This is a genomic window from Micromonospora sp. WMMD1274, assembly GCF_049179035.1.
GTDB classification, from domain to species: domain Bacteria; phylum Actinomycetota; class Actinomycetes; order Mycobacteriales; family Micromonosporaceae; genus Micromonospora; species Micromonospora tulbaghiae.
The window spans coordinates 216,227-240,204 of sequence record NZ_JBMHMG010000001.1 but is presented as its reverse complement, the minus strand read 5'-3'; the positions used below and the strand labels follow the sequence as shown (position 1 = coordinate 240,204).

At 71.3% G+C, this 23,978-nt stretch carries 21 protein-coding genes; 5 read left to right on the top strand and 16 right to left on the bottom strand.

Translation table 11 applies throughout. The features are described 5' to 3' along the window. Positions 1-16 precede the first annotated feature (16 nt). From narI to ACN27D_RS00810, 6 genes are all read right to left on the bottom strand, one after another. Positions 17-778, bottom strand: a complete 762-nt coding sequence (gene narI, locus ACN27D_RS00835; protein WP_421498263.1) for a respiratory nitrate reductase subunit gamma — start codon at positions 776-778, stop codon at positions 17-19. Then, the gene (gene narJ / locus ACN27D_RS00830; RefSeq protein ID WP_120569355.1) at positions 775-1,395 is read right to left on the bottom strand and encodes a nitrate reductase molybdenum cofactor assembly chaperone; all 621 of its coding nucleotides are present in this window, start codon (positions 1,393-1,395) and stop codon (positions 775-777) included. Before narJ ends, narI begins: the two co-directional genes overlap by 4 nt. Beyond that, entirely contained in the window at positions 1,392-3,089 is a 1,698-nt protein-coding gene (gene narH / locus ACN27D_RS00825; RefSeq protein WP_421498262.1) for a nitrate reductase subunit beta, read from the bottom strand. Before narH ends, narJ begins: the two co-directional genes overlap by 4 nt. After that, a complete protein-coding gene (locus ACN27D_RS00820; RefSeq protein WP_120569357.1) occupies positions 3,089-6,754 on the bottom strand; it encodes a nitrate reductase subunit alpha in 3,666 nt (1,221 codons plus the stop codon). Before ACN27D_RS00820 ends, narH begins: the two co-directional genes overlap by 1 nt. Before the next feature lie 497 nt (positions 6,755-7,251). Continuing rightward, the gene (locus tag ACN27D_RS00815) at positions 7,252-7,692 is read right to left on the bottom strand and encodes a hemerythrin domain-containing protein (RefSeq protein ID WP_120569358.1); all 441 of its coding nucleotides are present in this window, start codon (positions 7,690-7,692) and stop codon (positions 7,252-7,254) included. A 99-nt stretch (positions 7,693-7,791) separates the two neighbouring features. Beyond that, on the bottom strand, positions 7,792-8,061 hold the full coding sequence (locus tag ACN27D_RS00810) for a DUF2249 domain-containing protein (RefSeq protein WP_244933303.1): 270 nt from the start codon (positions 8,059-8,061) through the stop codon (positions 7,792-7,794). Positions 8,062-8,209: 148 nt separating this feature from the next. Here ACN27D_RS00810 and ACN27D_RS00805 point away from each other — a divergent pair, with 148 nt between their 5' ends. The 4 genes from ACN27D_RS00805 (at position 8,210) to ACN27D_RS00790 (ending at position 11,266) form a co-directional block, all read left to right on the top strand. Next, positions 8,210-8,356, top strand: coding sequence for a hypothetical protein (locus ACN27D_RS00805; RefSeq protein ID WP_421498261.1), 147 nt, complete (start codon positions 8,210-8,212; stop codon positions 8,354-8,356). Between the two features lie 188 nt (positions 8,357-8,544). Beyond that, the gene (locus tag ACN27D_RS00800; RefSeq protein ID WP_420900508.1) at positions 8,545-9,303 is read left to right on the top strand and encodes a helix-turn-helix transcriptional regulator; all 759 of its coding nucleotides are present in this window, start codon (positions 8,545-8,547) and stop codon (positions 9,301-9,303) included. Between the two features lie 10 nt (positions 9,304-9,313). Further along, entirely contained in the window at positions 9,314-9,559 is a 246-nt protein-coding gene (locus ACN27D_RS00795) for a hypothetical protein (protein ID WP_244933305.1), read from the top strand. Between the two features lie 462 nt (positions 9,560-10,021). Continuing rightward, positions 10,022-11,266 carry an IS256 family transposase gene (locus ACN27D_RS00790; protein ID WP_121686484.1) on the top strand — a complete coding sequence of 415 codons (1,245 nt, stop codon included), beginning with the start codon at positions 10,022-10,024 and terminating at the stop codon, positions 11,264-11,266. A 38-nt stretch (positions 11,267-11,304) separates the two neighbouring features. Here ACN27D_RS00790 and ACN27D_RS00785 read toward each other — a convergent pair whose 3' ends face one another. Next, positions 11,305-11,589 (bottom strand): hypothetical protein, encoded by a 285-nt coding sequence (locus ACN27D_RS00785; protein WP_421498260.1) that lies wholly within the window; start codon positions 11,587-11,589, stop codon positions 11,305-11,307. Positions 11,590-12,853: 1,264 nt separating this feature from the next. Between ACN27D_RS00785 and ACN27D_RS00780 the strand changes: the two genes are divergently transcribed. Then, positions 12,854-12,994: a hypothetical protein gene (locus ACN27D_RS00780; RefSeq protein WP_162959084.1), complete on the top strand. Its 141-nt coding sequence runs from the start codon at positions 12,854-12,856 to the stop codon at positions 12,992-12,994. A gap of 246 nt (positions 12,995-13,240) precedes the next feature. On the opposite strand, the gene ACN27D_RS00775 is transcribed toward ACN27D_RS00780, so the two are convergent. From ACN27D_RS00775 to ACN27D_RS00735, 9 genes are read right to left on the bottom strand one after another with little or no spacing between them, the layout of a single operon-like run. Further along, the gene (locus ACN27D_RS00775) at positions 13,241-14,065 is read right to left on the bottom strand and encodes an aldehyde dehydrogenase family protein (RefSeq protein WP_421498259.1); all 825 of its coding nucleotides are present in this window, start codon (positions 14,063-14,065) and stop codon (positions 13,241-13,243) included. Continuing rightward, positions 14,058-15,488, bottom strand: a complete 1,431-nt coding sequence (locus ACN27D_RS00770) for an aldehyde dehydrogenase family protein (protein WP_421498258.1) — start codon at positions 15,486-15,488, stop codon at positions 14,058-14,060. Before ACN27D_RS00770 ends, ACN27D_RS00775 begins: the two co-directional genes overlap by 8 nt. 5 nt (positions 15,489-15,493) lie before the next feature. Next, positions 15,494-16,438: a deoxyribose-phosphate aldolase gene (deoC, locus tag ACN27D_RS00765; RefSeq protein WP_120569361.1), complete on the bottom strand. Its 945-nt coding sequence runs from the start codon at positions 16,436-16,438 to the stop codon at positions 15,494-15,496. A 2-nt stretch (positions 16,439-16,440) separates the two neighbouring features. Next, positions 16,441-18,648 (bottom strand): ABC transporter ATP-binding protein, encoded by a 2,208-nt coding sequence (locus ACN27D_RS00760; RefSeq protein WP_120569362.1) that lies wholly within the window; start codon positions 18,646-18,648, stop codon positions 16,441-16,443. Further along, positions 18,645-19,403, bottom strand: coding sequence for a GntR family transcriptional regulator (locus ACN27D_RS00755; protein ID WP_120569363.1), 759 nt, complete (start codon positions 19,401-19,403; stop codon positions 18,645-18,647). Before ACN27D_RS00755 ends, ACN27D_RS00760 begins: the two co-directional genes overlap by 4 nt. Continuing rightward, a complete protein-coding gene (locus ACN27D_RS00750; RefSeq protein WP_162959085.1) occupies positions 19,393-20,544 on the bottom strand; it encodes a hypothetical protein in 1,152 nt (383 codons plus the stop codon). The genes ACN27D_RS00755 and ACN27D_RS00750 overlap by 11 nt, the downstream gene beginning before the upstream one ends. Continuing rightward, complete coding sequence (locus ACN27D_RS00745) at positions 20,541-21,422, bottom strand: ABC transporter permease (RefSeq protein WP_120569365.1); 882 nt, start codon at positions 21,420-21,422, stop codon at positions 20,541-20,543. The genes ACN27D_RS00750 and ACN27D_RS00745 overlap by 4 nt, the downstream gene beginning before the upstream one ends. Further along, complete coding sequence (locus tag ACN27D_RS00740; RefSeq protein ID WP_162959087.1) at positions 21,412-22,341, bottom strand: ABC transporter permease; 930 nt, start codon at positions 22,339-22,341, stop codon at positions 21,412-21,414. The genes ACN27D_RS00745 and ACN27D_RS00740 overlap by 11 nt, the downstream gene beginning before the upstream one ends. A 22-nt stretch (positions 22,342-22,363) precedes the next feature. Then, positions 22,364-23,971 (bottom strand): ABC transporter substrate-binding protein, encoded by a 1,608-nt coding sequence (locus ACN27D_RS00735; protein WP_162959088.1) that lies wholly within the window; start codon positions 23,969-23,971, stop codon positions 22,364-22,366. Positions 23,972-23,978 lie beyond the last annotated feature (7 nt).

Below are 23,978 nucleotides of genomic sequence, written 5' to 3'. Positions count from 1 at the left end.
TCGAGGCTGCGGTGGGTCACCGGCGCGAGCGGGTCCGACCGCCGCGCGGGGCGGGCAGCCGGGGCGGCCCTTCCCATCCGGGGCGGGTCGGCCGCAGTCCGGGCCGGTCGTCCCGGCTGCGATAGACGACGTAGGGGCGGGTGGCGTAGCCGACCGGGGCGCTGAACGCATGGACGAGGCGGGTGAACGGCCAGAACGCGAAGAGCGCGAAGGCGGCCAGGATGTGGATCTGGAAGCCCATCGGGACGTCGACCATGATCTCCGGATCCGGGCGGAGGTAGAACAGCGACCGGAACCACGGAGAGATGGTCTCCCGATAGTCGTAGCCGGGGCCGGCGACGTTGGCCTGCACCGTGGCCCAGAGGCCCAGCACGATCACCCCCGCCAGCACCACGTACATCGCCTTGTCGTTGCGGGTGGTGGCGGCGAAGATCGGCCCGGTCAACCGGCGGCGGGCGATCAGGATGCCCAGCCCGATCAGGGTGCAGAAGCCAGCTACCGTGCCGATAAACACGGCCATGAGGTGGTAGGTGTGCTCGGTGACGCCGACCGCCTCGGTCCAGGACTTCGGGACCACGAGGCCACCGACGTGTCCGATCAAGACCATCAGTACCCCGAAGTGGAACAGCGGGCTACCCCACCGCAGGATGCTGCTCTCGTAGAGCTGGGAGGATCGGGTCGTCCAGCCGAACTTGTCGTAGCGGTGGCGCCAGATCAGGCCGCCGACGAGGACCGCGATCGACAGGTACGGGTACACCACCCACAGCAGGATGTTCATCGGCGTCCTCCAGTCGTGTCGACCAGTCCGAATGGTTCGAGTCCGACCTGCTCCACCGGCGGCCCGGTGCGGGCCAGCCGGGCGGCGGCGGCGATGTCCCCGGCCTGGGCAGGCGGCAGCATCTCCCGGACGGCGGCGACGGCCTGCCGGTACACCGACTTCTCCCGCCCCAGCGCCTCGACCAGCAGGTCGAGGCCGACGCGGTTCTCCCGCAGCAGCCGCCACCCGTCGTCGTCGGCAGCGGCCAGGTCGAGGACAGCGGGCAGGAAGTCGGGCAGCTCGCCGTCGACAACGGTCAGTCCGGCCGCCTTGTATGCGGCGGCGAAGTCGACCAGCGCCTCACCCCGGCGACGGGTGTCGCCGCAGGTGTAGTAGGTCAGGTGCAGGCAGCAGCGGCGCCGGAAGTCGAACACCTCCACATAGGCGGTCCGCAGGTCGACCGGCGCGGCGGCTTCCCGGTGGGCGACCACCTCGCGCAGCGCCCGGGCGACTTCGGCCGGCAGGCCGTCGAGCGCGGCCCGCACGGCGGGCAGCGCCGCGAGGACCTCCTCTTCGGGATAGCGCAGCAGCAGGGACGCCGCGCGGGCGGCCACCGCCCGCCAGATCGGCTGGCTCACGGGTTACCTCCGTCGACGGGTGCGGATTCGTGGCTGCGGGGCGGGAAGAGGCCATTCGGGCTGCCTTTGCCGTCCCAGTTGAGCAGGTTGACCCGGCGAGGTTCGTCGCCCGGGTCGGTGAAGCCCTCCGTCGTCTGCCGGTCGCGCAGCATGTGGAAGGTCTCCACCTGGACCGGCACCGGCGTGCCGGAGGACTCCCCGAAGGGCCCCTGGCCGTACGGGCCGCCGCCGCCCATCCCGGGGCCGCCCTCGTAATCGAGGCTGCACTCGGTGGCGATCTTCTCCAGCCGGTGCGCGTCCTCGGCGTGCGCGGCGGGGATGACGTACCGCTGCTCGTACTTGGCGATGGCGAGCAACCGGTACATCTCGTCCATCTCCGCGCCGGTCATGCCGACCGCGGCGGCGATGGACTCGTCGCGCTCCTCGCCCAGGTTGATCCGGCGCTGGTAGGCGCGCATCGCGGCGAGCCGGTTCAGCGCCCCGCGCACCGGCTCCGGATCGCCGGCGGTGAAGAGCTCGGCGAGGTACTCCACCGGGATCCGCAGCGCGTCGATGGCCCCGAAGAGGTTGCCGACCTCCTCCGCGTCGTGGCCGGTCTCCCGCAGCACGTCAGCCACCGGCGACAGCGGCGGGATGTACCAGACCATCGGCATCGTCCGGTACTCCGGGTGCAGCGGCAGCGCCACCTCGTAGCGCATGATCAGATCCCAGATCGGCGAGCGCTGCGCAGCGTCGATCCAGTCGTCCGGGACGCCGGCCTCGCGGGCGGCGGCAACCACGGCCGGATCGTGCGGGTCGAGGAAGACCGACCGCTGCGCGTCGTACAGGTCGTGTTCGTCGGCGATGGCGGCGGCCTCGGCGACGCGGTCGGCGTCGTAGAGCATCAGCCCGAGGTAGCGCAGCCGCCCCACGCAGGTCTCGGAGCAGATGGTGGGCTGGCCGATCTCGATGCGCGGGAAGCAGAAGGTGCACTTCTCGGCTTTGCCAGTGCGGTGGTTGAAGTAGACCTTCTTGTAGGGGCAGCCGGTCACGCACATCCGCCAGCCCCGGCAGCGGTCCTGGTCGACCAGGACGATGCCGTCCTCGGCCCGCTTGTAGATCGCCCCCGACGGGCAGGAGGCCGCGCAGGACGGGTTGAGGCAGTGCTCGCAGATGCGCGGCAGGAAGAACATAAAGGTCTTCTCGAACTCCTGCTTCACCTGGCCGGAGACCTTCGCCAGCACCGGATCGCCGGCGGCGATCTCGTTGCCGCCGGCGAGCGAGTCGTCCCAATTGGCGCTCCAGGTTATCTTCGTGTTCTGGCCGGTGAGCAGCGACTTCGGCCGGGCTACCGGGGTGTCCTCGCCGGCCGGCGCGTTGATCAGGTGCTCGTAGTCGTACGTCCACGGCTCGTAGTAGTCCTGCATGGATGGCAGCTTCGGGTTGGCGAAGATGCTGAACATCTTCTTCATCCGGCCACCGGAGCGTGGCTTGAGCTTGCCGGAGCGGGTCCGCACCCAGCCGCCCTGCCAGCGCTCCTGGTTCTCGTAGGTGCGCGGGTAGCCCTGCCCGGGGCGGGTCTCCACGTTGTTGAACCAGACGTACTCGACGCCGGAGCGGTTGGTCCACGCCTGCTTGCAGGTGACCGAGCAGGTGTGGCAGCCGATGCACTTGTCGAGGTTCATCACCATCGCCATCTGTGCCATGACCCGCATCAGTACTGCACCTCCTGTGAGCGGCGGCGGATCACGGTGACCTCGTCGCGTTGGTTGCCGGTCGGGCCGAGGTAGTTGAACGCGAAGGACAGCTGCGCGTACCCGCCGATGAGGTGGGTGGGCTTGACCAGCAGCCGGGTCAGCGAGTTGTGGATGCCGCCGCGCCGGCCGTTGGTCTCCGATTTGGGCACGTCGATTACCCGTTCCTGGGCGTGGTACATGTAGACCGTGCCCTCGGGCATCTTGTGCGTCACCACGGCCCGGCAGACCACCACGCCGTTGCGGTTGACCGCCTCGATCCACTCGTTGTCCCGGACGCCGATCTTCGCCGCGTCGGCCTCGCTCATCCACATCGTCGGTCCGCCCCGGGACAGCGTGAGCATGATCAGGTTGTCCTGGTACTCGGAGTGGATGGACCATTTCGAGTGCGGGGTGAGGTAGCGGACGGTGATCTCCAGCTCCCCGTTGCGGCCGAGTCGCGGTTCGCCGAAGAGCTTGTGCATGTCCAACGGCGGCCGGAAGATCGGCAGCGCCTCGCCGGCCTCGTGCATCCAGTCGTGGTCGAGGAAGAAGTGCTGCCGGCCGGTGAGCGTGTGCCAGGGCTTGAGCCGCTCGGTGTTGATGGTGAAGGGGGAGTAGCGGCGGCCGCCGTGCTCGCTGCCCGACCACTCCGGGCTGGTGATCACCGGCACCGGGCGGGATTGGGTGTCGGCGAAGGTGATCTGCTTGCCCTCGTGCTCGGCCGCCAGGTCCGCCAGGCGTACCCCGGTGCGCTTCTCCACGTCCCGGAAGCCCGCGGTGGCGACTCGCCCGTTGGTGGTGCCCGACAGTGCCAGGATCGCCTCGCAGGCGTGCGTGTCCTTCGCCAGCGACGGCCGCCCGTCCGCGGCGCCGCCGCGCACCTCACCGTTCTTGCGGCGCAGATACTCGACCTCCGGCCGCACGTCGACCGAGAAGCCCTTGCTGGTGGTGCCGAGGGTGTCCATCAGCGGCCCGAGCGCGGCCATCTTGTCGGCGATTGCGCCGTAGTCCCGCTCGACCACCACCAGTTTCGGCATGGTCCGGCCCGGCACCGGGGTCTCCCCGGTCGCCGCCCAGTCGCGGACCCGGCCGTGCGGGGTCGCCATCGCGTCCGGGGTGTCGTGCAGCAGCGGCGCCGCGACCAGGTCCTTGCGTACGCCCAATCGCGGCCCGGCGAGAGTGGAGAACGCCTTCGCGATGCCGTGGAAGGCGTCGAAGTCGGTCCGGGTCTGCCACGGCGGGTTGATCGCCGGGGTGAAGGCGTGCACGAACGGGTGCATGTCGGTACTGCTCAGGTCGTGCTTCTCGTACCAGGTGGCAGCGGGCAGCACGATGTCGGAGAAGAGCGTCGTGGAGGTCATCCGGAAGTCCAGGCTGAGCAGCAGGTCGAGCTTGCCCTCCGGGGCCTCCTCCCGCCAGGTCACGTCCTTGGGCCGCAACTCCTCCGGCGCCTCCTCGGCGCGCAGGTTTGCGGAGGTGCCGAGCAGGTGCCGCAGGAAGTACTCGTTGCCCTTGGCCGACGAGCCGAGCAGGTTGGCCCGCCAGACGGTCAGCACCCGTGGCCAGTTCTCCGGCGCGTCCGGGTCGGTGCAGGCGAACGTCACGTCGCCCTCGCCGAGCCGCTCGGCCACCCAGCCCGTCGGGTCGTCCGGCCGGGCGGCGAGGGCCTCGTCGGCCAGGTCGAGCGGGCTGCGGTCGAAGGTGGGCATCGACGGCATCCACCCCGAGCGGGCCGACTGGGCCAGCAGGTCCATGGTGTGCTTGCCGGCGAACGCGCCGGTGCCGGTGGGGGAGGAGACCACGTCGGCGGAGTAGGTGTCGTAGCGCCACTGGTCGGTGTGCACGTACCAAAAGGCGGTGCCGATCATCTGCCGGGGCGGGCGGACCCAGTCCAGGCCGAACGCGAGCTGCGCCCAGCCGGTCGCCGGGCGGCACTTCTCCTGCCCAACGTAGTGCGCCCAACCGCCGCCGTTGACCCCCTGGCAGCCGGTGAGGGTGACCAGCGCCAGAATCGCCCGGTAGGTGGCGTCGGAGTGGAACCAGTGGTTCGTGCCGGCGCCGAGCAGGATCATCGACCGTCCGCCGGAGCGGTCCGCGTTGTCGGCGAATTCCCGCGCCACCCGGGCCACCTGCGCCGCCGGCACGCCGGTGACCGGCTCCTGCCACGCCGGCGTGTACGGCGCCTCGACGTCGTCGTACCCTGTCGGCCACTGGCCCGGCAGGCCGTCGCGGCCTACCCCGTAGTGGGCCAGCACCAGGTCGAAGACGCTGGTCACCAACTGGCCCCGCACCGTGCGTGTCGGCACGCCCCGGCGCAGCGCCTGCGGGGTGTCGGTGTCGAACCGAGGCAGCTCCACCTCCACCGCGTCGCCCGCCCCGAGGCAGGTCAGCGCCGGCTCCAGGTCGCCCAGGTCCAGGTTCCACTGGCCCTGCTGCTCGGCCCAACGGTCGCCGAGGCTGCCCCGCGGCACGGCGGGAGCGTCGGTGGCCGAGTCCCAGAGCACCGTCCGGAAAGCCGCCTCCTTGTCCGTCTCGCCCAGGTCGTCGGCGGTGAGGAACTTGCCCGGCCGGTACGCCCCGTCGACGCCCGGCTCCAGGGTGACAAGGAACGGCAGGTCGGTGAACCGGCGGACGTAGTCGACGAAGCGCGGGGTGCGCTGGTCGACGAAGAACTCCTTGAGGATGACGTGCCCCATCGCCATCGCCAGGGCGCCGTCGGTGCCCGGCTGGGCGGGCATCCACTCGTCGGCGAACTTGACGTTGTCGGCGAAGTCGGGGCTGACCACCACGACCTTCTGCCCGCGGTAGCGCGCCTCGGCCATCCAGTGTGCGTCCGGCGTGCGGGTCACCGGCACGTTGGAGCCCCACATGACGAAGTAGGAGGCGTCCCACCAGTCCCCCGACTCGGGCACGTCGGTCTGGTCGCCGAAGACCTGCGGGGAGGCCACCGGCAGGTCGGCGTACCAATCGTAGAACGACAGCATCGAGCCGCCGAGCAGGGACAGGAACCGGGCGCCGACGGCGTGCGACACCATCGACATCGCCGGGATAGGCGAGAAGCCGGCGACCCGGTCCGGACCGTACTCGGCGATAGCGTGCACGTGCGCGGCGGCGACCATCTCCTGGGCCTCGTCCCAGCCGATCCGGACCAGGCCGCCCTTGCCGCGGGCCTTCTGGTAGCGGCGGCGGCGCTGCGGGTCGGCCTGGATGTCCGCCCACGCGGCCACCGGATCACCGAGGCGGCCCCTGGCCTCCCGGTACATCTCCACCAGCACGCCCCGCGCGTACGGGTAGCGCACCCGGGTGGGGGAGTAGGTGTACCAGGAGAAGGCGGCGCCCCGGGGGCAGCCCCGAGGCTCGTACTCTGGCCGGTCCGGTCCGACGCTCGGGTAGTCAGTCTGCTGCTGCTCCCAGGTGATGATGCCGTCCTTGACATACACTTTCCAGGAGCACGAACCGGTGCAGTTCACCCCGTGCGTGGAACGGACCACCTTGTCGTAGGACCAGCGGTCCCGGTAGAAGACGTCCGCCTCCCGGCCGCCGATCTGGTGCAGCGTCCTGCCGTCGGCCGACACCTCGGCCCGGCGTAGCAGGCCGCCAACCGCCAGCAGCGCTCGACCCGCACTCTCGGTCGCTCGCGACATGAGCCTCATTCCTTCGATAGGGAGCCGTGATGCCCACCTTCACGACGGTGCGCAGTCGCACAACCGCAAGCAGGGGCGTCGCGGGCAATCCTGCCGAGCTATTACCTCGCCGATCCGGGCCGAAGGTCCCGAAATCACCAGGCGTTGTACCTGCAGGCAACGCGGCGGGCCTTTGGGTCCGCCCCGGCGGTGACGTGCTCCCTGGCCCGGGCGGCTGCCATTAGCCAACGTCTGCCTCGTGACGCGGACAGCGCCGACGAACCAGGGGGAGCGACCAGACGGCCAACAGATCGGTCCGGCATCCCCAGGGCAGAGGGCTGGCGCGTTCCCGGGCGGTTCCGCGAGGCGGACCGAACGGAGGCCGCCGGATCAGACCGGACTACACCGTCCGTCGAAGACCCGGCGCACGCGCCCACCGCTCATCGGCACGGCGAAGCGGCAGCCGGTTAGCCGCCGGTAGCCGCGTGGCGGCGTTGGTAGTTGCCCCCCGGGATGGTTCACCTGGACGCCTCGGCCGCCGGGGTGATCCGGTCCCAGGCCGGGACCGGCAGCGCGATCACCGCTGCCGGGAAGAGACCGTGCTCCTCGTTGTCGATGTGTCGGTGCAGCCGGTCCAGAGCGGCCAGCACCGCGGGCCAGTCCGGGTCGGCCCGGTCGACGCGGCCAAGTACGCCGTGGATGTCGTCGTGCTCAGCGCAGAGCTTCGCCACTGCCTCGATCAGGCTGCCCTCGGCCCGCAGCTCCGCGAAGAGGCCATCCTCCTCTGTGGCAGTGTGCGGCATCAGCAGCGCCAGCAGCGCGTCCAGCGCCGCCAGGGCGCCCGGGCCGCCGGTGCGCGCCGCGCCGCGCAGCCGACCGGCCGCGTTCGCGATCGCCTCGTGCTCGGCCGAGAGCCGGCCGATCGCCGGGAACTCCCGGCAGCCGCAGTAGCAACACACTTCGTCTCCTGACCGCGAGGGGTGGACGACCTCATCGTGCGTACCGGCAACCCCGGCCAGTAGGGACGAACGGCCCGGTGCGCCAGGACGGCAGACTGCTCAGATCGCCGCCGGCTGGCGGGAGAGGCGGATCTGCCACACGTCCGGCCCGTCCTGCAGCCACTCGCTGAGTACGCCGTCGCCCAAGCGGGCTGCGACCTCGGCCAGCGGCGGGCGGGGTGTGTGCGGGGCTACCAGCACCAGCGCTCCACCGCCCGGCAGCGCCTCCAGCACCCGCGCGTGGCGCTGGTCGTGCGGCAGCTGCCGGACGACCAGCCGGGGATCGATGCCCAAGGTCGGGGCCGGCGCGTCGGCCGGGGGCTCGGTCACCACCGCAGCCGCAGCCACCACCGCACACGCCGCCATTCGAGCCTTCCGAGGAGCCGAGTAGATCGTGCATCCCCTCCAGCAATGTCGCCAGCAAGACGTCGACCACGTCCACGAGCAGCGGGACGACCAGGTCATTCTCCTTTGCCAGGTGGACGGCGAAGAGAGTGGCGAGGGCGTGCGCGGCGCCGGCGAGGCGTGCCGGCCGGTTACCGGTCTCCAGCTCGGCGGCCAGGCCGGTGATCGCCTGGTGCTCGTCTGCATCCCCCGGACCAGCAGCTCACCGTCGGCGGCGTAGAGCGAGTCCTACTCGGCGTGCGCGTGCGGCAGCAGTTCGTCGCGGTGCCGGAGCGCCCTGCGGCGTCGCCCTGGTCGGCTGCGGTCAACAGGTTTCCGACTTGCCGGTCGAGGTCGACGGCGAGCTGGGCGTGGCCCCGGACGACGGCCTGCGCGGCCTCGCGGTCGGCAGGGGAGCGTGAGGCGGACATGGAACCCTCCAGGGTTTTGCGGGCGAACGACGTTGTAACGTTCTCTGCCGTGGAAACATCGAGAACAGGGCCGGTCGGCGAGACTATCGACCCGCAGCGCCACCGGGCTCTCGGAACTGCCAGCCGAGCCTCGATCCTGGAGCTCGTGCGGGCCGCCGGCGCTGGCATGACGATCGCCGAGGTCGGGGAGCGGACGGGCCTTCACTTGTCCACCACACGCACCCACCTCGACCGCCTGGTCGACGCCGGGTTGCTGGTCAAAGCGCGGGCCAGTGGGGGCCAGCCCGGACGGCCGGCGTGGCGTTACCGGGTTGCCGTCGCGGAGGCCCCGGCACCCGCTCCGTACCGGGCGCTCGCCGCCGCCCTGCTCGAATACCTGTCGCGGCGTGGCCACGGCGACGTCCGGGCGGAGGCCACCCGCGCCGGCCAGGACTGGGGACGTCACCTCGCCGCCACCACCCCACCCGGCAGGGAACCGGTCGACACGTTGCTCGACGTCCTGCGCGGACTCGGCTTCAGCCCTCGCCGGCACAGTACGGCCGACGGGACGACCGAGATCTATTTGCATTCCTGCCCCTTCCTGGAACTGGTTAACCGCAACCCCGACGCGATCTGCGCGCTGCACGTCGGCGTCGTCCGCGGCACGCTCGAACACGCCGGTGCCCCACCGGCCGGCGCTGTGCTCGAACCCTTCGGCGCACCCGACGCCTGCGTGGTGCGGCTGGCCCTGCCGAATATCACCGAAAAGCCGGCATGAACCCCTGCCGATGGCCCTGCGTCGGCGGCTCCCCGTCCTCGCCACCGGCGGCTTCGCCCTGGTGAGCGGTCTCTACGCCGCCCTGCTGCTGCTCGACCCGCCGGTGCCCGCGCCGCACGTCCCGCTGGAGCGGGTGCACGGTCCGCTGATGGTGCTGGGCTTCATTTGGCACCCTGGTGGCGCTGGAATGCGGGGTAGCCCTCGGCGCCCGGTGGGCCCTGCTCGCACCCGCCTGCTCCGGTGCCGGTGCTGCTAGTGCTGATCGGGCCGAGCCTGCCCTGCCAGCTGCCGCTCATGCTCGCCTCGGTGCTGTTGCGGCTGTGGCACCGGCAGCCCGGTCCTGCTGGCCCAGGCCACCGGCCGCGCTGACCTGGTACGACGGCCTCCCGCCTAGCAATCTCGTTCACGAGTGTCCGTCGTGATCGCCACCGGGATGGTTGGGCACCCACCGGACACCCAGTTTTGGCGCTCGGGCGGTTGCCCAGATCAGTTGAGCGGGGCGGTCCCCTCGGTGTACGGAGCAGGTCGCGCAGAGTGGTCGAGCTGATCTGGCCAAGTGCCACCTCTCCGTCAAGGTTGGTGGGGCCTATCTGGCGGATGGGTTGCGTCCGCGGAAGTGGTGTACGACTTGCCCGTGATGGGCGTGTTGCGTAGATGAGAGACGGCCATCGCGTCGATCCTTCAAGACGACCAAGTCAGAGAAGGAAGAGAGGACGCGATGGCCGCTTCAGAGAGTGTGAACCCTGTTGACCTGCTGCGCGAGCAGATCGAGGGCGCGTCGCCGGACGTGTTGCAGGCGATGATCAAAATGTTCGCGCAGGCGGTGATGTCCGCCGAGGCCGATGCCATCTGCGGAGCCGGCTATGGGCAACGCAGCGACGAGCGGGTCAACTCTCGCAACGGCTACCGGCCTCGGGAGTGGGACACCCGCGCCGGAACGATCGACCTGGCGATCCCCAAGCTCCGTCAGGGCAGCTACTTCCCCGACTGGCTGCTGACGCACCGGCGACGGGCAGAGCAGGCCCTGGTCTCGGTGGTCGCCACGAGCTATCTGCTCGGGGTGTCGACGCGGCGGGTGGAGAAGCTGGTCGAGACCCTCGGCATCCGGCAGTTGTCGAAGTCGCAGGTCTCGGAGATGGCCGCCCACCTCGACGCCCAGGTCGAGGCGTTCCGCAACCGACCCCTGGACGCCGCCCACTACACGTTCGTGTGGATGGACGCGCTGACCATGAAGGTCCGCGAACACGGCCGGACCGTCAACGTCCACGCCCTGATCGCGGTCGGGGTCAACGCCGACGGCCAGCGTGAAGTCCTCGGCGTCGACGTCGCCTCGGACGAGGACGGCGCCGGCTGGCTGGCGTTCCTGCGCAGCCTGACCGCCCGCGGACTCTCCGGCGTCCAACTGGTCATCTCCGACGCCCACCGCGGCCTCGTCGCCGCGATCGGCGCCGCCCTGCCCGGCGCCACCTGGCAACGATGCCGCACCCACTACCTGCGCAACCTGCTCACGAAGGTGCCGAAGTCGGCGCAGCCGTGGATCGCGACCCTCGTGCGCACGATCTTCGACCAGCCTGATGCCGACGCCGTCCACGCCCAGTTCCGGCGGGTCGTGGCCACGATCGAAGCGAAGTTCCCCGCCGCGGCCGAACACCTCGACGCCGCCCGCGATGACCTCCTCGCGTTCACCAGTTTCCCGCGCGAGATCTGGCGTCAAATCTGGTCGAACAACCCGCAGGAGCGACTGAACAAGGAGATCCGCCGCCGCACCGACGTCGTCGGGATCTTCCCCAATCGGGCGGCGATCATCCGCCTTGTCGGTGCTGTCCTGGCCGAGCAGACCGACGAGTGGACCGAGGGTCGCCGCTACATGGGCCTGGAACTCCTCGCCAAAGCCCGCCTGATCACCGTCGACACCAGCCAACACGACACCGACCAACCCGACCCCACCCCGATCGCCGCATAGCATCAGACCGGATCACGCGATGGCCGTCTCTTACACCATCAGCGCGGACGTGACCGGCGGATGAACCTCCTGCAACACCCGCATGCCGGGAGGACGCACACGACGCCCTTTTCGTTGCGCCAGACCGCGATGATCGTGTTTCCCCAGCCGAGACCATGGCAGCGATCGTTGCGTGCTCTGTGCAGAAATTCTGCACCTGAGCCGGTGGCGATGCACACGCCGGAGGAGAGGCTGCCTGCGGCAATGACCAGCGTCGTCCCACCGTAGCCAGGCGCCATACGCGGATTGAGCACGGCATTGGCGTAGGCGATCAGCGAGTTCATGTGAGATGCCGTTCACCCGGCGGAACCTATCGACAGGTCATGTTCTCCACGAGGCCCGTTGATAGACATCCCGGCTCTCCCCTCGCGATGCGGCTGCCTGTCATCTCGTCGCAGTCGACCTGTCCATTGGGAAAGCGGCCCACCACCCGCGTCCCGCGCCGAGCGCGCCTTGACGCACAGACGGACTCCGCCGAGGCGGCGGCCGGGCCGCTTCGGTTCGGGTCACCGGCCGAGCGGCCCTTCACCGGCCTGCCCACCGGCGTTTCTCGGACGTCGCACCCGCGCAGAGCCGCGTACCGAGAGCGCGCACGCCTAAACGGCAAGGCAGGCGGGATAGCCGCGGCAGGAGACGGGCCGTCCTGTTGTATTCCCCTCATCCATAGACCCAGCCGCTTCGTTGACCGTGGGCACATAGTGGCCTAGCTTCGATACAGGTCAAACCTGCCCGCCGATGCTTCACGCTGAGTCCTCGACTCGCTGACCTGACCTAACACGGGGGAGCGCCCCCGCTCGGCGTCGGCCGACGCGGGGGCGTTGTGTACGCAGGGCCATTCGGCTTCCAGCCCGACGGCGCGGCAGATGCGGCGCCGCTGCTGCCGGTGTAGCCGGGTGATACGGGCGACGTCGGGTGTGCTCGGTGCCGGGGGCGGGCGGCGCCACTATGGGGTGGGCGAGTTCTGGGCGAGCCTTGTCGAGGGCCTCCTTGGCCTGGCAATGGTGTGGGCGGCATGTACGAGTCGGCTGGCCACGTCGAAATGGTGACAGGTGCGACTAAATGCCCCCATCCTCCCAAGGAGGGCGGGGTCATTTAGCGGGCGTCGGGCGCTGGCCGGGGCGTCACCGGAGCACCGCGCGAGCGACTTTTCCGGTTATCGGCACGAGCTTGTGTCCGCCGGGCGAGTCGCTGAGCGTGGCAGTCGATGTATACCGCGGAACGCTCCTCGATGCTGAGGCTCGCCGCGCTGCGGGCTATCGCATCCGGTACGCCAGTACCCTGCGGTGCTACGGCGCGCAGGGCAAACAGCGGTGACAATCAGGAGAGCCAACACGTCGGCCACGAGGGCGAGCGGCCCGGTCGTCCACGTCAGCTTCACGACCACGCCCCCGGGAATCGGGGTGATAGTTGCCGCCGTCATCCAGCCACGCTGCCCATCGCGACAGCTGCGACGGCCACGCCGCCCACAGGTAGTCCTGCTGGTAGCCGCCCACCAGCCCCGCGCCCTTGACCGCCACCCCGCGCCGCCTGACCAGAACCTGTTCACGGATGACGAGGACCACGATCGTGCCGAAGAGCAGCAGGCTGGTCGACGCGGCAGACCTGTGCAAGGCGGCCGACGTCGCCAGCGCGCACCGGGCGGAACTTGACGAGACCATCGAGCCGCGGCTGCTGATGGATGACCTCTGACCGTCAGCCTCAGCCTCGCCGCCGACGGTCACCGGGGTCCTCGACAGGGACCGCACATGGTGGGGTGACCCGGCTGCAGACTGGGCCATCACTGATCCTTCGGGCGAGCAGGTAGGCGACGTTGTCTTGCCAGCCCCGGACGGTCCGCTGAAGACGACAAGGGACGGCATTGTCTCCACAAGATCGTTTACCGCTCATTCCGAGCGCACGGCACAGCACCCGTCCCTGCCGTGAACTTCGTGTGGGTCAGACGCCCTTGGGGTGCCAGACGGTCTTGGTCTCCAGCAGCGTGGTCATCCGGGTGATGCCGGGGTCGGCGTGCCAGTCGTGGTCGGCCGGGGCCGGCCGCAGCACCCGCTTGAGGTTTTCCGCGGCCTTGATCTCCAGGTCGGCGGCCAGCTCGGCGTCGGCGACGCCGGTCAGGTCGATCGCGTTGACGTCCATGTGCGCGGCGAGCGTCGGCACGGTCTCGGTCAGCCGGCCGGTGAGGATGTTGACCACCCCGCCGGGCAGGTCGGAGGTCGCGAGCACCTCGGCCAGTGTCACCGCCGCCAGCGGCGCCGCCGGGGAGGCGGCCACCACCACCGTGTTGCCGGTGACGATCGCCGGGGCGATCACGCTCACCAGGCCGAGCAGCGCGGGCTCCTCGGGGGCCACCGCCGCCACCACGCCCGTCGGCTCCGGCGCGGACAGGTTGAAGTACGGGCCGGCCACCGGGTTCGCGCCGCCGTACACCTGGGCGATCTTGTCGGACCAGCCCGCGTACCAGACCCAGCGGTCGATCGCCGCGTCCACCTCGTCGGCCGGGACGCCCAGGGCGACGAACTGCTCGCGCCGGCCCTCCAGCATCTCGGCGACCCGGTAGAGGATCTGACCCCTGTTGTACGCGGTCGCCCCGGCCCAGCCCTTCACCGCGGCGCGGGCGGCCACGACCGCGTCCCGCGCGTCCTTCCGGGAGGCAAGAGACACGTTCGCGGATTGCACGAGATACGACCGTCCCGACTCGCTGCGCGGGAACTTCCCGCCGATGAAGAGCTTGTACGTCTTGCGTACCGCGACCCGCTCAGACATTGAGGTACCCCTCCAGCCCGTGCCGGCCGCCCTCGCGACCGTAGCCCGACTCCTTGTAACCGCCGAACGGCGAGGTCGGGTCGAACTTGTTGAACGTGTTGGCCCACACCACTCCGGCGCGCAGCCGGTCGGCCAGCCACAGGATCCGGGAGCCCTTGTCGGTCCAGATCCCGGCCGACAGCCCGTACGGCGTGTTGTTGGCCTTCTCGACGGCCTCCGCCGGGGTGCGGAACGTCAGCACCGAGAGCACCGGGCCGAAGATCTCCTCGCGGGCGATCCGGTGCGCCTGGGTGACGCCGGTGAAGATGGTCGGCGCGAACCAGAAGCCGCGCTCGGGCAGCTCGCACGGCGGCGACCAGCGCTCGGCGCCCTCGGCGGACCCGGCGTCGGACAGCTCCCGGATCCGGGCGAGCTGCGCGGCCGAGTTGATCGCGCCGATGTCGGTGTTCTTGTCCAGCGGGTCACCGACCCGGAGCTGGGCCATCCGGCGCTTCAGCGACTCCAGCACCCGGTCGGCCACCGACTCCTGGACCAGCAGCCGGGAACCGGCGCAGCAGACGTGGCCCTGGTTGAAGAAGATGCCGTTGACGATGCCCTCGACGGCCTGGTCGATCGGGGCGTCGTCGAAGACGATGTTCGCGGCCTTGCCGCCCAGCTCCAGCGTGAGCTTCTTGCGGGTGCCGGCGACCGAGCGGGCGATGGCGCGGCCGACCTCGGTGGAGCCGGTGAACGCGACCTTGTCCACGCCCGGGTGCTCGACCAGCGCCCGGCCGGTGTCACCGGCGCCGGTGACGATGTTCACCACGCCGGCCGGCAGGTCGGCCTGCTGGCAGATCTCGGCGAACAGCAGCGCGGTGAGCGGGGTGGTCTCGGCGGGCTTGAGCACCACCGTGTTGCCGGCGGCGAGCGCCGGGGCGATCTTCCACGCCAGCATGAGCAGCGGGAAGTTCCACGGGATGACCTGCGCGGCCACGCCCAGCGGCTTCGGGTCGGGGCCGAAACCCGCGTGCGGAAGCTTGTCCGCCCAGCCCGCGTAGTAGAAGAAGTGCGCGGCGACCAGCGGCAGGTCGACGTCGCGGGACTCCTTGATCGGCTTGCCGTTGTCCAGCGACTCCAGCACCGCCAGCTCGCGCGAGCGCTCCTGGATGATCCGGGCGATCCGGAACAGGTACTTGGCCCGGTCCCGGCCCGGCATCGGACCCCAGACCTTCTCGTACGCGGTCCGGGCGGCGCGGACCGCGCGGTCCACGTCCTCCTCGCCGGCCTCGGCGACCTCGGCCAGCACCTCCTCGGAGGCCGGGTTCACCGACTTGAAGCTGCCGCCGGAGGCCGGGTCGACGAACGCGCCGTCGACGAAGAGCCCGTACGAGGGCTTGATGTCCACCACCGAGCGGGACTCGGGGGCGGGAGCGTATTCGAACATCGCGTTCAGTCCAGGGTGAAGTAGTCGGGGCCGGCGTAGACGCCGGTCGTCAGCTTGGTGCGCTGCATGAGCAGGTCGTTGAGCAGGCTCGACGCGCCGAACCGGAACCAGTCCGGGCTCAGCCAGTCGGCGCCGACCGTCTCGTTGACCATGACCAGGTACTTGATCGCGTCCTTGGTGGTCTTGATGCCACCGGCCGGCTTCACGCCGACCTGACGCCCGGTGGCGGCGCGGAAGTCGCGCACCGCCTCCAGCATGACCAGCGTCACCGGCAGGGTCGCCGCGACCGGGACCTTGCCGGTGGAGGTCTTGATGAAGTCGCCGCCGGCCAGCATGGCGAGCCAGGACGCGCGCCGCACGTTGTCGTACGTGGCCAGCTCGCCGGTCTCCAGGATCACCTTGAGGTGTGCGTCCCCGCACGCCTCCTTGGTGGCGACGATCTCGTCGTAGACCTCGGAGTAGCGCCCGGCCAGGAACGCGCCCCGGTTGATCACCATGTCGATCTCGTCCGCGCCCGCCTCGACCGCCGCCCGCACGTCGGCGAGCTTGATCTCCAGCGGCGCCTGGCCGGACGGGAACGCGGTCGCCACGCTCGCCAGGTGCACGCCGCTGCCGCGCAGCACCTCGGCCACGTACGGAACCATCGACGGGTAGACGCAGACGGCGCCGACGTGCGGGCAGCTCGGGTCGGCCGGGTCGGGGCGCAGCGCCTTGGCGGCCAGCGCCCGCACCTTGCCCGGGGTGTCCGCCCCTTCCAGGGTGGTCAGGTCGACCATCCGGATCGCCAGGTCGATCGCCTCAGCCTTGGCCGTGGTCTTGATGGAGCGGGTGCCGAGTTGCGCCGCCCGCTGCTCCGCGCCGACCTGGTCCACGCCGGGCAGGCCGTGCAGGAAGGTCCGCAGAGCGGTCTCGGATCGTCCCAGCTCGGAAGGGTTCCGTATCTGAGTCATGGTCAGCCTCCCGTTGTTCCAGTGCGGTTGTCGGGCAGGGGCTGGACATGGTCCGCCGGGGTCGCCGGGGCGACGCGCGGGACGGGGAGCGCCGTCCCGGCCGGCGTGGAGGCCGGGACGGGTGGCGGCGGGTCGGCGGTGAGCCCGATCTGGTGCAGCTCGCCGGCGAAGTGGCAGGCGACGTGGCGCCCCGATGCCTGCTGCCGCAGCGGAGGTGACTCGTTGCGGCAGACGTCCCGCCCGGGGCGGGACGTCGGGCCGATCGGGCAGCGGGTGTGGAACCGGCAGCCCGACGGCGGACGCAGCGGGCTGGGCAGGTCACCGGCGAGCGTCACGTACTCCCGGGCGCGCTCGACCACCGGGTCCGGCACCGGCGCGGCCGAGATGAGCGCTGCCGTGTAGGGGTGCAAGGGGTCCGCGTAAAGCTCCTCGGCCGGGGCCAGCTCGACGATCCGGCCCAGGTACATGACCGCCACCCGGTGGCTGACCGCGCGCACCACCGCGAGGTCGTGCGAGACGAAGAGGTACGACAGGCCGAGCGTGGCCTGCAACTCGGCCAGCAGGTTCACCACCTGGGCCTGGATGGAGACGTCAAGGGCGGAAACCGGCTCGTCGCAGACCACGAAGGACGGGTCGAGCACTAGCGCCCTGGCGATGGCGATGCGCTGCAACTGCCCGCCGGAGAACTCACCCGGATATCGGGCGGCGTCGGCGGGGCGCAGGCCGACGCGCTCCAGCGCCTGCGCTACCAGGGCGGCACGTTCCCGGCCGTTGCCTGTGCGCTGCACCCGCAACGGCTCGCCCACCAGCTCGCCTGCCGTCATCCACGGGTTCAGGCTCGCCTTCGGGTCCTGGAAAATGATCTGGGCCTTGCGGTGTAGTCCGGCCGTTCGGCGCGCGCCGGGAGCGGTGACGTCAACGCCGTCGAAGTGGACCGTACCGCCGGTGGGTTGTTCGATGCCAATGGCCAGCCGGGCCAGCGTGCTCTTGCCGCAGCCGGACTCGCCGACCAGGCCGAGGGTCTCGCCGTGCCCGACCGTCAGCGACACGTGGTCGACGGCGCTGACCGAGCCCCGCCGGCCCCAGGCGAGCGACCGGCCGGACCGGAACTCCTTGCTGACCTCGCGCAGCTCCAGCAGTGGCGCCCCGGCGGTCGCGGCACCGAGGGCGTCGCCGTCGACCGCGCCGGCGGCCGTGGCCACTCCGGGCTTCCAGCAGGCCGCCGAGTGTCCGTCCGGCAGCACCGCCGCCGGCGGGTCGAGGGTGCGGCACCGGTCGTCGGCGTGCGCGCAGCGGGGGGCGAACCGGCAGCCGACCGTTGGGCGGTCGGAGATGCTGGCGGGCTGGCCCGGGATCGCCGTCAGCCCGCCGGGCGGGCTGTCCAGCCGGGGCACCGCCGCGAGCAAGGCCCGGGTGTACGGGTGCGCGGGGCGGGCGAAGATGTCGGCCGTGGCGCCCTGCTCGACGATCCGTCCGCCGTACATGACCAGCAGCCGGTTGCAGGTGCGGGCCACCACGCCGAGGTTGTGTGAAATCAGCACGACCGCCGTGCCCAGCTCGCGGTTGATCTTCACCAGCAGGTCCAGGACCTGGGCCTGGATCGTCACGTCCAGCGCGGTGGTCGGCTCGTCCGCGACGATCACCTCGGGGTCGTTGCTGATCGCCATCGCGAGGACGATGCGCTGCCGCATCCCGCCGGAGAACTGGTGCGGGAACTCGCGCAGCCGGGCCTCGGCGTCGGGGATGCCGACCAGCTCCAGCAACTCCCGGGCCCGCACCCGGGCCTGGCCGGCGGTGTATCTGCCGTGCGCGAGCATCGCCTCGACGAGCTGGTCACCGACCCGGATCACCGGGTTCAGCGCGGCCAGCGGGTTCTGGAACACCATGGCGATCCGGGCGCCGCGCACCGTGCGCAGCTCGCGCTCGGGCAGGGCGAGCAGGTCCCGGCCGGCGAAGTCGACGGTGCCGCCGACCCGGCCCGGTCGCGGCACCATCCGCAGCAACGACAGCGCGGTGAGCGACTTACCCGAGCCGGACTCGCCGACCACACCGAGGATCTCACCCCGGCTTAACTCCAGGTCGACGCCGTCCACCGCGACCAGCTCCCCGCCCGCCGGCGCGCGGAAGGCGACCCGCAGCCCGCGTACGGTGAGCAGGGCGTCCGCCTCCGGCGGCGGGCCGGTCGGGGGCGCGGCGGTCTGGCTGCTCATGGCTGGGGTCTCCGTTCGCTGTTCGAGCCGTAGTCGAAGACGAAGCGGTCCGCCCGGTACAGCTCACGGACGTACTCCATCGGCCGGTCGTCCTGGTCGAAGGTGAGGCTGTCGGTGACGATCACCGGGCTGCCCCACGGCAGGCCGAGCAGAGGGGCCACGGGCGGGTCCACGAACGACACCCGCAGCTGGTTCTCGGCGCGCGAGGGGCGCAGCCCAGCGGCCTTGAGCTGTTGGTAGACGCCGCAGGAGTCGATCGCCGCGCCGTCGATGGACTTCGCCACCCGGGGCGGATACCACGCCTCGACCAGCACCAGGGGCTCGCCGTCGGCGGCGCCGACCCGCAGCAGCCGGTACAGCCGTTGCGCCCGGGTGGCGCGTAGCTTGTGCCGCAGCTCCGGGGTGGCCTCCTCGGTGCCCTGCTCGACGACCCGCAGCTCGGCGGCCACTCCGGCGGTGCGCATCGCCTCCGAAAAGCTGGTCAGCGACGGCAGCACCAGGTGGATGCGCCGGTGGTTGACGAAGTAGCCGGCGCCGTGCCGGGCGGTGAGCCGCCCCTCAGTGACCAGCCGCTCCAGCGCTTGGCGCACCACGTGCCGGCTGACACCGTAGTGGCCGGCGATGGTGCTCTCCGACGGCATTCGGGCCCCGTGCGGCAGTGCGCCGTCGTCGACGACGGTCTGTAACGCGGACTTCACCTGGAGATAGAGCGGGTGGTCGCCGATCCGGTCGATCGGTGGCAGCTCAGCCGACATGAGCGTCTCCTCTGTGGAGGTTCCCGGGTGCCGCCGCGTGCCGCGGCCACGGCAGCGTACTGACCAGGGCGGCCAACAACACACCGAGTGCCGGCAGGATCCAGCGTTGCGCCCCGGGTGCGAGCCGGTGCGCCAGTTGCAGCGCGCCGGGGGCCAGCGCGGCCACGCCGGTGGAGGCGGCGATGATCAGCGGCGCCCCGAGCCGGCTGACCCCGCCGGGGGCGTAGCCCAGCCCCAGCAGCATCGGGAAGATCGGCGCCACCGCGGCGGTGGCGCCGATCGCCAGCACGGCCACCAGCACGGGCCCGGCCACCATCGGGAGCACCGCCAGCCCGGCCGTGCCAGCCAGGCAAAGCAGGACCAGCACGCCGCGCGGCGGCGTGATCGCCGGCAGCGACGCCGCGGCCCGGCCGGCGATCATGCCGAGGCCGGCGCCGAGCAGCACCTCGTCGGCGTGCTCGGGCACCACCAGGGCGGCGCCGGAGACCAGCCCGAGCTGGACCGCGGTGGCCAGGCCGGCGCAGGCGGCGAGCCGGGCCACCAGGGCGGCCGGCGGCCCGTCCGCTGGCGCGGCGAAGATCTGCCGGGGCGCGCGGAGCACCGCGAGCGCGGCGGCGAGCGCCCCGACGAGCAACAGGGGGCCGACGCCGATGCCCAGGCCGAGCAGAATCGGCGGCACCCCGTTGCCGGCGGCGAGCAGCGCCTGCAACCCCAGCACCGGCCGGGTGCCGGACCAACGGCGGGCGGCCAGGTCGGTGAGCCCGACGTTGAGCAGCGCGGCGGCCGGGGCCAGCGCCGCGAGGCCGAACAGGTGCGACGCGGTCACCGCCGGTCCGTCATCGAGGCCGATCGCCCAGGGCGCGGCGAGCAGCGCCAGGCCGAGGGCGAGCAGGGCGAAGCCGGGACCGGTCAGCCGGGCCGCGGCGGCGCGGCGTGCCCCCAGCGCCAGGCAGCCGGCGGCGACCAGTAGCAGGTAGCCGGCCATCGCGGCCGGGCGCTGCGGGAACACCCCCGCCGGTACGGTGAACGCGAAGCCGAGCACGACGAACCGGATCCCGACCGGGATCATCGCCGACCGGCCCCGCCGCACGCCGCCGCCCGGGTGCCCCGTGGCCGCTGGTGCCGGCGGACCCGCGCTCATGCCCGCTCCGTGGAGCTGCGGGTGGCGAAGCGGCGAGCGACAGCCTCACCGACCAGGTTCAGCGACACCACCAGCAGGCAGAGGGTCAGGGTCGGGAAGACCAGATACCAGGGCGCGGTGTAGACGTAGCCCCGCCCGTCGTTGATCAGGCTGCCCAGGCTGGGCATCGGCGGCTGGACGCCGAAGCCGAAGAAGCTCAGGCCCGCCTCGTACATGATCGCGCCGGGGATGCCGACGGACCAGGCGACCCCGAGCTGTACCGCCATCGGGCGCAGCACGTGCAGCCGCAGCACGTGCCACCGCCCGGCGCCGAAGCTGCGGGCGGCCGAGACGTAGTCGCGCTCGCGCAGGGCCAGCGCCTCGCCATAGACCAGCCGGGCCACGTCCGGCCAGCCGATGATCACCAGGGCCAGGGTCAGGGTGCCGAGGCTCGGGCCGAGCACCGCCGTCACGGCCATCGCCACCAGCAGGGCCGGGAACGCCAGCATGACGTCAGTGGTTCGCAGCAGCAGGGCGCGCACGACGCCGGGGGAGAAGGCTGCCAGGTAGCCGACGAACACGCCGACCATCATGACCACGGTGCGTACGCCGACGCCGATCAGGATCGAGGTACGCAGCCCGTAGAGCACTCGGCTGAGCATGTCCCGGCCGAGCTGGTCGGTGCCAAACCAGTGCTCCGGTCCGGGCGGGAACGGCGGCACGTTGCCCGGCGTCACGTTCACCGCCGTCGGGTCGTACGGGGACAGCAGAGGCGCCCCCACGCCCAGCACGAGCCACAGCCCGGCGACCACCGCGCACCAGATCAGAGTCCGGCGGCCTGGTCGACGGGCTCGGCCCGCCGTGGCCGGCCGCAGCCGGCTGCGAAGCTCAGTCATCATGGGCACCGATCCGTGGGTCGACGAGTCGGTAGGCGATCTCGGCGAACTGGTTGGTCAGCAGTACGACGATGGTGATGGCGAGCAGGGCGCCCTGCAACGCCGGCAGGTCCCGGTGCACCAGCGCGTCGTAGGCGTACTTGCCAGCGCCCGGCCAACTGAAGATCACCTCAACGATGGCCACGCCGCCGAGCAGCCGGGAAAGGTCGGCGGCGGCCACCGAGATCAGCGGCCCGTAGGAGACCCGCAGCACGTGCCGGCGGCCCACGGTCGCCGGCCGGACACCCTTGGCGACGGCGGTGCGCACGTGTTCGTCGTCGAGGTGCCCGGCGATCGACGCCCGCGCGAACCGGGCCACGAACCCGGCGGACGGGATCGCGCAGGTGACCGCCGGCAGCACGATCGCCGCGCTGAGGATCCCGCCGCTGCCCGAGGGCGGCAGCCAGCCCAGCCACTGGGCGAAGACCAGTTGCAACAGCAGGGCCAGCGCGAACATCGGCAGCGAGACCGCCACCGCCGACCCGGTCATCAGGGCGTTGGAGGCGAAGCGCCCGCCGCGCAGCGCGGCCAGCGCGCCGATCAGCAGGCCAGCCGTTAGGGCGACAACCTCGGCCACCACCGCCAGTTGGACCGTCGTCGGGAAGACAGCCAGCAGCTCCGTCAGGACCGGCCGCCCGGTCTGGAAGCTCGTGCCGAGGTCGCCCCGGAACAGCCCGCCGAGATACTCCAGCAGCCGCTGCGCGGCCGGCTTGTCCAGGCCTAGCTGTTCCCGCACCGCCTCGACGTTGCCCGCGTCCGCGCCGGCGCCGGCGACCACCCGGGCGGGGTCGCCCGGCAGCGCGTCGATGAGGACGTACGCCACCAGGGCGACCCCGAGGGCCAGCAGCGGGATGGTGACCAGCTGACGGAGGACCCTGCTCACTGATCTGACCTGGGCCGGCCGGTCACTGCGACACCCAGGTCTTGCGATAGTTGTGCGCGTCCATCGCCGAGGGCACATAGCCGCCGACGCGGGGCTGGTGGATGTCGACGTAGACGTTGTGCAGCAGCGGGATGTAGGCCAGCTCGCCCAGAACGGCGTCGCCGATCTGCTGGTAGAGCCCGCCGCGGGCGTTCTCGTCGAGATTGCTGCGAGCCTGGGCCAGCAGGGCGTCGACCTGCGGGTTGGTGTAGCGCGCCGCGTTGCCGAAGCCGATCCTGTCGGACGCGACCAGCGGGGTGATGAAGCTGTCCGGGTCGATGAAGTCCGGCACCCGGTAAGTCCAGGCCAGGTCGAAGTCGCCCTGGTCGAGGGCCTGCTGGTACTGCGCCGTCTCCAGCTGGTTGAGCTGGACGTCGATCCCGACGGCCTTGAGGTTGGCCTGGTACAGCTCCAGCGTCTTGGTCAGGTTGGACCACGACGGCGCGATCAGCCGCAGTGGCTTGGCCTGGGCGCCGGCCTGGACGACGAGCGCCTTCGCCCCGGCGGCGTCCGCGGCGCAGGCCGGCTTCGGCGCTGCCCTCTCCAGCGGCTTGGGCAGTAGCGTGTACGCCTCCGTGGCCCGACCCTGCAGGCCGGCGACGGCGGCGGCCCGGTCGACGGTGGCGCAGATCGCCTGCCGCAGCGGCTTCGACCCGCCGAGTGGCTGGCGCTGCATGTTGACCGCGAACATCTCGGTGTGCAGGGTCTCGGCGCGGCCCAGCTTGTCCGACCACTGGGGGTTCTTGGCGTACCGGTCGTAGCTGGCAGGCGGCAGCCAGGCGATGTCCATCTTGTTCGACTCGAACTCGATCATGCGGGTGTTCTCGTCCGGCACGAACCGCCAGACCACCGTGTCGAGATAGGGCCGGCCGTCCCAGTAGGCGTCGTTGGCGACGGCGGTGAGCTGCTGGTTGCGCTGCCACTCACCGAGCTTGAACGGCCCCGCCGAGACCACCTTCGTGCCGAAGTCGGCGACGCTGGCGGTGGCGGCCTTCTTCGACACGATCGCCAGCTGTGGGCTGGCCAGCAGGGCGGTGAACCCGGCGTACGGCTGGGTGAGTGTGATGGTGAGCGTCCGCTCCCCGCTCACCGCGATCCCGGAGATCGCGTCGGCCTTGCCGGTACGCAGCTCGGCGGCACCGGCCACGATGTCGATGATCTGCGCCCGGGGCGACTTGGTGGCCGGGGCGACCACCCGTTCGAGGCTGAACTTCACGTCCTCGGCGGTTACCGGGTCGCTGTTGGTGAAGGTGGTTCGCCGCAGCTGCACGGTCCAGGTCTTCCCGTCGTCGCCGACCTCGGCCTTCTCGGCCAGGGCCGGCTCGACCGCGTTGCCGGCGGTGTTGAACCGGAACAGGCCCTCCAGGATGTTGGTGCCGATGATGATCTGGTCGTAGCCGGTCAGCAGGGCCGGGTCGAGGTTGGCCGGATCGGCGGAGGCGAACGTGGTGAGCGTGCCACCGGTGCGGGGCTCGCCAGGGCCGGCGCTGGCGCCGCCGGAGAAGGTGTCGGAATCGATGGAGCTGCACGCGGCCAGCACGGCGACGAGCAGGACGGCCGCACCGGAACGGATCAAGGGACGGGGTCTCACGGGTGGC

What these genes read in the sequence shown, in the direction of transcription:
- narI (WP_421498263.1), bottom strand. Translation starts at nt 778, where the DNA reads ATGAACATCCTGCTGTGGGTGGTGTACCCGTACCTGTCGATCGCGGTC.
- narH (WP_421498262.1), bottom strand. Translation starts at nt 3,089, where the DNA reads ATGCGGGTCATGGCACAGATGGCGATGGTGATGAACCTCGACAAGTGC.
- ACN27D_RS00820 (WP_120569357.1), bottom strand. Translation starts at nt 6,754, where the DNA reads ATGTCGCGAGCGACCGAGAGTGCGGGTCGAGCGCTGCTGGCGGTTGGC.
- ACN27D_RS00800 (WP_420900508.1), top strand. Translation starts at nt 8,545, where the DNA reads ATGGAACCCTCCAGGGTTTTGCGGGCGAACGACGTTGTAACGTTCTCT.
- ACN27D_RS00795 (WP_244933305.1), top strand. Translation starts at nt 9,314, where the DNA reads ATGGCCCTGCGTCGGCGGCTCCCCGTCCTCGCCACCGGCGGCTTCGCC.
- ACN27D_RS00790 (WP_121686484.1), top strand. Translation starts at nt 10,022, where the DNA reads ATGGCCGCTTCAGAGAGTGTGAACCCTGTTGACCTGCTGCGCGAGCAG.
- ACN27D_RS00785 (WP_421498260.1), bottom strand. Translation starts at nt 11,589, where the DNA reads ATGAACTCGCTGATCGCCTACGCCAATGCCGTGCTCAATCCGCGTATG.
- ACN27D_RS00780 (WP_162959084.1), top strand. Translation starts at nt 12,854, where the DNA reads ATGACGAGGACCACGATCGTGCCGAAGAGCAGCAGGCTGGTCGACGCG.
- ACN27D_RS00775 (WP_421498259.1), bottom strand. Translation starts at nt 14,065, where the DNA reads ATGTCTGAGCGGGTCGCGGTACGCAAGACGTACAAGCTCTTCATCGGC.
- ACN27D_RS00770 (WP_421498258.1), bottom strand. Translation starts at nt 15,488, where the DNA reads ATGTTCGAATACGCTCCCGCCCCCGAGTCCCGCTCGGTGGTGGACATC.
- deoC (WP_120569361.1), bottom strand. Translation starts at nt 16,438, where the DNA reads ATGACTCAGATACGGAACCCTTCCGAGCTGGGACGATCCGAGACCGCT.
- ACN27D_RS00760 (WP_120569362.1), bottom strand. Translation starts at nt 18,648, where the DNA reads ATGAGCAGCCAGACCGCCGCGCCCCCGACCGGCCCGCCGCCGGAGGCG.
- ACN27D_RS00755 (WP_120569363.1), bottom strand. Translation starts at nt 19,403, where the DNA reads ATGTCGGCTGAGCTGCCACCGATCGACCGGATCGGCGACCACCCGCTC.
- ACN27D_RS00750 (WP_162959085.1), bottom strand. Translation starts at nt 20,544, where the DNA reads ATGAGCGCGGGTCCGCCGGCACCAGCGGCCACGGGGCACCCGGGCGGC.
- ACN27D_RS00745 (WP_120569365.1), bottom strand. Translation starts at nt 21,422, where the DNA reads ATGATGACTGAGCTTCGCAGCCGGCTGCGGCCGGCCACGGCGGGCCGA.